Origin of the sequence: Mesorhizobium sp. M0771, from assembly GCF_040320155.1 — a bacterium.
Classification (GTDB): Bacteria; Pseudomonadota; Alphaproteobacteria; order Rhizobiales; family Rhizobiaceae; genus Mesorhizobium.
In genome coordinates this window covers 138,341-145,347 of sequence record NZ_JAMYPC010000020.1, presented here as the reverse complement: position 1 = coordinate 145,347, position 7,007 = coordinate 138,341, and the positions used below count along the sequence as shown (strand labels likewise).

General features: G+C 64.2%; 7 protein-coding genes and 1 pseudogene. 3 read left to right on the top strand and 5 right to left on the bottom strand.

Going from position 1 to position 7,007, the window contains the following annotated elements; genetic code table 11:
• The 3 genes and pseudogenes from NKI05_RS26135 to NKI05_RS26125 all read left to right on the top strand — a co-directional run.
• Positions 1 to 279, top strand: a pseudogene (locus NKI05_RS26135) (hypothetical protein); the annotation flags it as partial.
• Complete coding sequence (locus NKI05_RS26130; protein WP_023693628.1) at positions 276 to 668, top strand: phage holin family protein; 393 nt, start codon at positions 276 to 278, stop codon at positions 666 to 668. The pseudogene NKI05_RS26135 and the gene NKI05_RS26130, both read left to right, overlap by 4 nt.
• Before the next feature lie 56 nt (positions 669 to 724).
• Complete coding sequence (locus NKI05_RS26125; protein ID WP_352793468.1) at positions 725 to 1,507, top strand: hypothetical protein; 783 nt, start codon at positions 725 to 727, stop codon at positions 1,505 to 1,507.
• A gap of 274 nt (positions 1,508 to 1,781) precedes the next feature.
• Here the strand turns inward: NKI05_RS26125 and NKI05_RS26120 are convergent, their stop codons facing one another.
• The 5 genes from NKI05_RS26120 to NKI05_RS26100 form a co-directional block, all read right to left on the bottom strand.
• Positions 1,782 to 2,027 (bottom strand): MoaD/ThiS family protein, encoded by a 246-nt coding sequence (locus NKI05_RS26120; protein WP_023684042.1) that lies wholly within the window; start codon positions 2,025 to 2,027, stop codon positions 1,782 to 1,784.
• Between the two features lie 168 nt (positions 2,028 to 2,195).
• Positions 2,196 to 4,460, bottom strand: a complete 2,265-nt coding sequence (locus tag NKI05_RS26115) for a xanthine dehydrogenase family protein molybdopterin-binding subunit (protein WP_023816391.1) — start codon at positions 4,458 to 4,460, stop codon at positions 2,196 to 2,198.
• Positions 4,457 to 4,939 carry a (2Fe-2S)-binding protein gene (locus tag NKI05_RS26110; RefSeq protein WP_023684040.1) on the bottom strand — a complete coding sequence of 161 codons (483 nt, stop codon included), beginning with the start codon at positions 4,937 to 4,939 and terminating at the stop codon, positions 4,457 to 4,459. Before NKI05_RS26110 ends, NKI05_RS26115 begins: the two co-directional genes overlap by 4 nt.
• A complete protein-coding gene (locus NKI05_RS26105; protein WP_023816392.1) occupies positions 4,939 to 5,799 on the bottom strand; it encodes an FAD binding domain-containing protein in 861 nt (286 codons plus the stop codon). Before NKI05_RS26105 ends, NKI05_RS26110 begins: the two co-directional genes overlap by 1 nt.
• 178 nt (positions 5,800 to 5,977) lie before the next feature.
• Complete coding sequence (locus tag NKI05_RS26100; protein ID WP_352793465.1) at positions 5,978 to 6,934, bottom strand: SDR family oxidoreductase; 957 nt, start codon at positions 6,932 to 6,934, stop codon at positions 5,978 to 5,980.
• Positions 6,935 to 7,007: the final 73 nt, after the last annotated feature.

Below are 7,007 nucleotides of genomic sequence, written 5' to 3'. Positions count from 1 at the left end.
TCGTCCTTGAAACAGAAGCCCTTTAGCCAAGTCCTTGATGACGTGCAGTCCTTCGGCCGGCAAAATCCCGGTGTCCTGCTTGCGGGATCGGTGTTGGCCGGATTGGCTCTCGGGCGGTTCATCAAGGCTTCTCCGCCGGCAAGGCCCGATTCTGAGGCCGCTCCGGGAGGCCTCAAATCACACACCGATCAGCCACAGGGTTGGCCCGCTGATCGTCCACAAGATTTTGGCGTGGTCGGCGATGATGGGGCCACGCAGATCGCGGAGCAGGACAGATGAACAACCAGGACAATCCCAGCCTTGCCGGGCTAGTCACCGATTTGGCCCAGAATGTCACCACTCTGGTGCAAACCGAGGCGAGGCTGTTTCGGGCCGAGCTCTCTGAAAAGCTTACCAAAGCCGGAGCAGGTGCCGCGGAAGTGCTGGGCGGCGCGATTTGCCTGCTCGCCGCGCTCTTGGTGTTGCTGCAGGCGCTCATTATCGCACTGACGCGAGCAGGGCTTGGCGCGGGATGGTCTTCCCTGCTGGTCGGTGTGGTCGTGGCGGTCCTCGGCGTCATCCTGCTGCGGACGGGGACGGCCAGCATGGCGCCTTCGGAACTTACCCCCGACCGGACCCAGGGACAGCTCAAGCGCGACGCGAGCGCGATTAAGGAGCAGGTGAGATGAACGAGAAATCCGCAGCCGAACTTGAACGCGAGGCCGAGGCGGCTCGCGCTCGGGTGATGGAGACCGCCGAATCCATTCGAGGCAAGATGACGCCGGGACAATTGCTGGATGAGTTCACCGGGTTGTTCTCGGGAGGGGAGAGCGCGGCCATGCTCAGTAATCTCAGAACGCAGGTCCGAGACAATCCTTTGCCGGTCACCATGGTGGGCGCAGGTCTGGCCTGGCTGATGTTCGGCAGCGGTACCTCAAACGCCGCCCAACGTTCGGCTGGCTATCCATTGCCTTCAGCGCCGGGACGACATGATGCAGCAGGGGAGCGCGGCGGCTTGGGCGGCACGCTCTCCGACGCCGCGGAATCGCTCTCCTCGAGCGCTACCAGCGTCGGCGACACCATATCGAGCGCCGCAAGAGCCGCTGCGGCGGGCCTGACGGGAAGCGCTGCCAATGCAAGCTCGACGACTGGGGACATGGCGGCGAAAGCCAGCCGCTCCGCGCAAGATCTGTTGGAGGATCAACCCTTGGCCGTAGCGGCCGTCGGTCTCGCCATCGGCGCCGCTATAGGTGCAATGCTGCCCCATACCGCAACGGAGGACGAGCAACTAGGCGCCTATGGCGACAAGCTTCGCGATTCCGCCGAAACTTTGCTCAATAGGGGCCTCGATGAGGCCAAGCAGGTCGCCGCCGACGCCTATGAGACCATCAAGCAGGAAGCTGGCCGGCAAGATATGGAAGCAGACACGATAGCCGATCAGCTCGGCGAGATCGTGAAGTCCACAGCAGACAAGACCGAGCATGCCGTGCGCGAACGAATTTCCGATACGTCTCAGCGCCAAACCTAGCTTGATGATCCTGGATCAACGATAGCCGGCCTCTCCAGAAAGGGGCCGGTGTTGTCCGTCAAACGGTGACCCGCTCGAGTCACTTCAGAGCCGTGTGCGGACTGATGTCCCTTGCCGTAATCCAGCGGATCAGGTTCTCTGGATTGTTGGCCAACCCGCCGCCGATAAGACGCGGTCAGCAAAACTGGCATCTAGGCGAGGACCGACATTGCACTTGAAGTTCGCAGACCGAGGATGCCGGTCCGCTCTCTGGGACGTAGGGCGACACCCCACTTCACCCCCCAGCCAGTCTTGGCAGCAGGAAAATCTCCGCCCCTGGTGGCAGTTCCTTCGACCACGTATCGCGATAGATCGTGCCGTCGATCGCCACCGCGATGCCCTTCTCGATCCAGGGCTCGATGCCGGGATACTGTTCAGCCAGTTTCCTGAACAGTTCCCTTATGTCCTTGGCCTCGACCTCGACCTTGCTCTGGCCGCCGGCGAGCTGGCCGAGTGCGCCCCAAAGTGTGACTTCGACCATCAGCGCTACGGTGTGCTGATATTCAGGTGAGACCGGCCTGCAAATGACGGCTTCCTGGGCTTCCGGTGCTCACGTACGAAAAGTACGCTCCGCTCCGGTTCTCGGAATCCGCCACTTTCGGCTCGGCCTGACCTGAATCTCATCACACCTCATCCCTGGCTTTCGACATCAGCCTCCCCGTTCCGCCTCAATCGCGGCGAGAACCCGTGGCGGCGACATCGGGATGTGGGTCATGCGCACGCCGGCTGCGTTGGAGACGGCATTGGCGATCGCCGCCAGCGGCGGCACGATCGAGGTTTCGCCGACGCCGCGCACGCCATAGGGGTGGTTGGGATTGGGTATCTCGAGGATCTGCGTGTCGATCATCGGCAGGTCCGAGCAGACCGGGATGCGGTAGTCGAGGAAGCCGGCGTTCTGGAGACGCCCATCCTTTCCGTAGATGTACTCCTCGTTGAGCGCCCAGCCGATGCCTTGCGCGGCGCCGCCCTGGTACTGGCCCTCGACATAGGTGGGGTGCACCGCCTTGCCGGCATCCTGGATCACCGTGTAGCGGATCACCCTGGTCGAGCCGGTATCGGGGTCGACCTCGATGTCGCATATATGGGTGGCGAAGGAGACGCCGGCGCCGTCGGCGACGAGCTCGCTATGGCCGGCGATCGGGCCGCCGGTCTTGCCGGAAGCCGCGGCGATCTCCTTCAGCGACAGGGCTGCAAGATTGCCGTACTTCTCGCCCTTGGCGATGGCGTGGCCGTTTTCCCAGACCACGTCGTCGACGGGGATGTCCCACGTCTGGGCGGCGCGCTCACGCAGGATCTTGATGGCGTTGCGGGCGGCCGAGATGGTCGCCATCGACGACGAGAAGGTGCCGCGGCTGCCGTCGGTCATGTCGTTGTAGCCGAGCGAGGATGTGTCGGCGACCACCGCCTTGAGCTGGGCATAGTCGATGCCGAGCTCCTCCGCCGCCACCAGCGACAGCGACGCGCGCGAACCGCCGACGTCCACCGTGCCGACAGCCAGCGACACCGAGCCGTCCATGCCGATGTTCAGGTCCACGCAGGTCTGGCCACCGAAGTTGAACCAGAAGCCGCAAGCCATGCCGCGGCCCTGGTTCTTGCCCAGCGGCGCCTTCATGTGCGGATGGTGCTTGGCCGCCTCCAGCGTCGGGCCGATGCCGATCGGGCCGTAGACGGGGCCATAGGAAGAGCGGGTGCCTTCCTGCGCCGCGTTCTTGATGCGGAACTCGACCGGGTCCATGCCGAGTTCCTTGGCCAGCTCATCCACAGCGCTTTCCACCGCGAACGCCGCCATCGGTGCGGAGGGTGCGCGATAGGCCGCGGTCTTCGGCCGGTTGACCAGCACTTCGAAGCCGACCGTCTGGACGTTGTCGAGCTTGTAGCAGGCGAAGGCCGTCATGGCGCCGATCTCGGCCCAGGTGCCGGCATAGGGACCGCTGGTGTAGCGCAGCGTCGCTTCGGCGGCGGTGATGGTGCCGTCCTTGCGGGCGCCGATCTTGACGTCAATCGAGGTCGCGCTGGTCGGGCCGGAGGCGCGGAACACCTCGTCGCGAGTCATCACCAGCTTCACCGGCCTTCCTGCCTTGCGCGACAGAGCGAGTGCCACCGGCTCGGCCCAGACATGGGTCTTGCCGCCGAAGCCGCCGCCGATTTCCGACGAGGTGACGCGCAGCTTCGAGGCTTCCAGCCCGAGCAGTTGCGCGCAATGCTGGCGGTAGACGAAATGGCCCTGCGTGCAGACCCAGAGGTCGGCGGTGCCGTCCGACGAGACGCTCGCCACGCAGGCATGCGGCTCGATATAGCCCTGATGCGTCTGCTCGGTCTTGAAGGAGCGCTCGACAATGACATCGGCGTGGCCAAAGCCCTGATGGACATCGCCATGGCCAAACTGGCTGCGCTTGGTGACGTTGGACGGCTTTGCCGGCTTTTCCTCGAGACCCTCGGTGAAGATCGTGTCGTTGATCAAGGGGGCGGTGTGCTTCATCGCCTCGTCGACATCGGTCACATGCGGCAACAGCTCGTATTCGACCTCGATGAGCTTCAGCGCCTGCCTGGCCGTGCGGGCATCGACGGCGGCGACCGCGGCCACGGCGTGGCCGTCATAGAGCGCCTTGCCGCGCGCCATGCAATTGTCGAGGACGTCATACATGGCGGCGTCGCCATCGGTGAGGTCGGGCAGGTCGGCGGCGGTGATCACCGCTTTCACGCCGGCCAGCTTTTCCGCTTTCGAAGTGTCGATCTTGAGGATCCTGGCATGCGCATGCGGGCTGCGCAGGACACGCCCGACCAGCTGTCCCGCCATGTTGAAGTCGGCGCCGTAACGGGCGCGTCCCGTCACCTTGTCGACGCCGTCGGGACGGATAGGCCGCGTGCCGACGGAGGAGAATTTGCGGCCCGAAAAGCGTGGATCGAAGTTCATGCGTGCGCTCCCTTCATCACATTGGCCGCATCCTGGACCGCGCGCACGATCTTGTCGTAGCCGGTGCAGCGGCAGAGGTTTCCGGCGAGGCCGAAGCGGATTTCTTCCTCGGTCGGATCGGGGTTCTTGGCCAAAAGGTCCTTCGCCGCGATCAGGAAGCCCGGCGTGCAGATGCCGCATTGCAAGGCTGCATGCTCGAGGAATTTCTGCTGCAGCGGATGCAACTGATCGCCATGCGCCATGCCCTCGACGGTTTCGATATGCCGGCCTTCGGCTTCAGCGCCAAGCACAAGGCAGGAGCAGACCAGCCGATTGTCGAGAATGATCGAGCAGGCGCCGCAGTCGCCGGTGCCGCAGCCTTCCTTGGCGCCGGTCAGCCCGAGCCGATCGCGCAGGACGTCGAGCAACGTCTCGTCGGGCTGGCAAAGGTATTCGACGTGATCGCCGTTGATTGTCGTTGAAACTGCTACACCGGCCATCATTTGCCTCCTGCGCGTGCGTAGGCGGTCGTCGCGGCCCGTCCGGCCAGCACGCCCGCAACTTTTCGTCTGAACTCGATGGTGCCGCGCTTGTCGTCGATGGGGCGGCAGGCCCCAGCGCAGATCTTGGCGAGCCGCTCAAGTGCCGCCTCGTCCAGCTTCCTGCCGATGAGAGCCTCGGCTGCTTCTTCCACCAGAAGCACGGTCGGGGCCGCGGCGCCCAGCGCGACGCGCGCGGCCGTGATGACGCCATGCTCGTCGAGCGACAGCTTCACGCCGGCGCTGACCACGGCGATGTCCATCTCGGTGCGCGGAATGAACCTGAGATAGGCGTCGCCCGAACGCGGCTCCCGCTTGCCGAGCAGGATCGCCTCGACGATCTCACCCTTGGTGAGCGAGGTCTTGCCGGGCCCGATCGGCACGGCCTCGACAGGAATGGTGCGCTTGCCCGAGGGGCCGGCAACCACGGCCTTGGCGGCGGCGGCCACCAAGGCCGGGACGCTGTCGGCGGCCGGCGATGCGTTGCACAGATTGCCAACGATGGTGCAGCGGCCCTGGACCTGTTTCGAGCCGATCAGCTTCGACGCTTCGACGACACCGGGCCAGGCCTTCTTCAGAACCGAGCTCTCGCCCAGGACGGCGCAGGGGACGGTGGCGCCGATGCTGAAGCCGTCGGCCGTCTCCCTGATCTCGCTCAAGCCCTCGATCGCCTTGATGTCGACGATCAGGTCGGGATCGACAAACCCGCCCTTCATCCGAACGAGGAGGTCACTGCCTCCAGCGAGAATGGCTGATGTGCCGGAAGCGTCGGCCAGCAGGCCAACGGCGTCTTCGATTGAAAGCGGACGTATGTAACGCATCGTCTCCCCTTGGTGATGGTGATCTCGCCGACCGTTATAAACAGTCTCCTCATAATGACCATCCGGTTGCTGATTTCCAGCGATTGGGCCAGCACCGCGAGAGAGATTTTTGTCTAAAGTCTTTGTTTTGATGCATGTCGTTGTCCCAGAACCGCGCACACTTCTGGGCGACATGCATTTAAGCGGCGTCTTTTGCATTGTCGAGGCTGATGCCGATGTCCTTCAATGCCTCGGCCACGGCCTCGTCCAGCGGCGTGTGCGGGACTTCGCCGATGATGCTTGCCAGCCGGTCGGACACGAGCCGGTGCGGTTCGAAGCGCAGATAGGACATCGAGACGATCTCGCGCCACATCGCCACGAACGGGCTGCCGGCGCGCAGCACCCACCACGGCATGAAGGTCAGCTTCAGCGGATGTCCCAACGCTTTCTCGGCCGCGGCCTTTATGTCCATGTCGGTGACGGCGTGGCCGGGGAAGTTGAGCGCCTCAAAGAAGCCGAGCTTGCCCTGATTACGCGCCAGGCCGACGAAGCCGATGGCGAAGTCCGGCAAATAGGCCCATTCATGCACGAGGTTGGCAGGGCCGGGCGCGGTGTAGACGCCCTTGCTCATCTTGGCGGTGACGACGAGGTCGAACCATGATCCGCTGCCGGTGCCGCCGAAGAAATCGCCGGCGCGCAGGATGATGGTGCGGACGCGGCCGGCATCGGCCTCGCGGCGAAACAGCGCTTCCATGGCGCAGCGGATGCGGCCCTTCTCGGTCGTCGGGCGGAACGGCGTGTCTTCGGTGACGAGTTGAGGCATCGGCGAGCCGTAATTGTAGACAGTGCCGGGGAAGAGATGCAGCGCGCCATTGGCATGGCAGGCGGCCATGACGTTCGCCGCCATCGGCAGACACTTGCCCCAGTCGGTGTAGATCGGGTTGAGGCCGTTGAAGATGATGTCGACGCCTTGCGTGGCGCGGATCAGCGCCTCGCGGTCGAGCGCATTGCCGGCGACGGCGGTGGCGCCCTTGAGTTCGGCTGGGACCTTGCCGCTGCGGGTGACGGCGCGGACGTCGAAACCGGCGTCGATGAAGGCCTTGCCAACCACGCGGCCGAGCCGGCCATTGGCGCCCAGAATTGCGATCTTGTTCATTTTCTTCTCCGTGTCTGTGTGTGCACGGCGAATATGATGCGTTCATACGCGAATGAAAATTGACTATGGATGC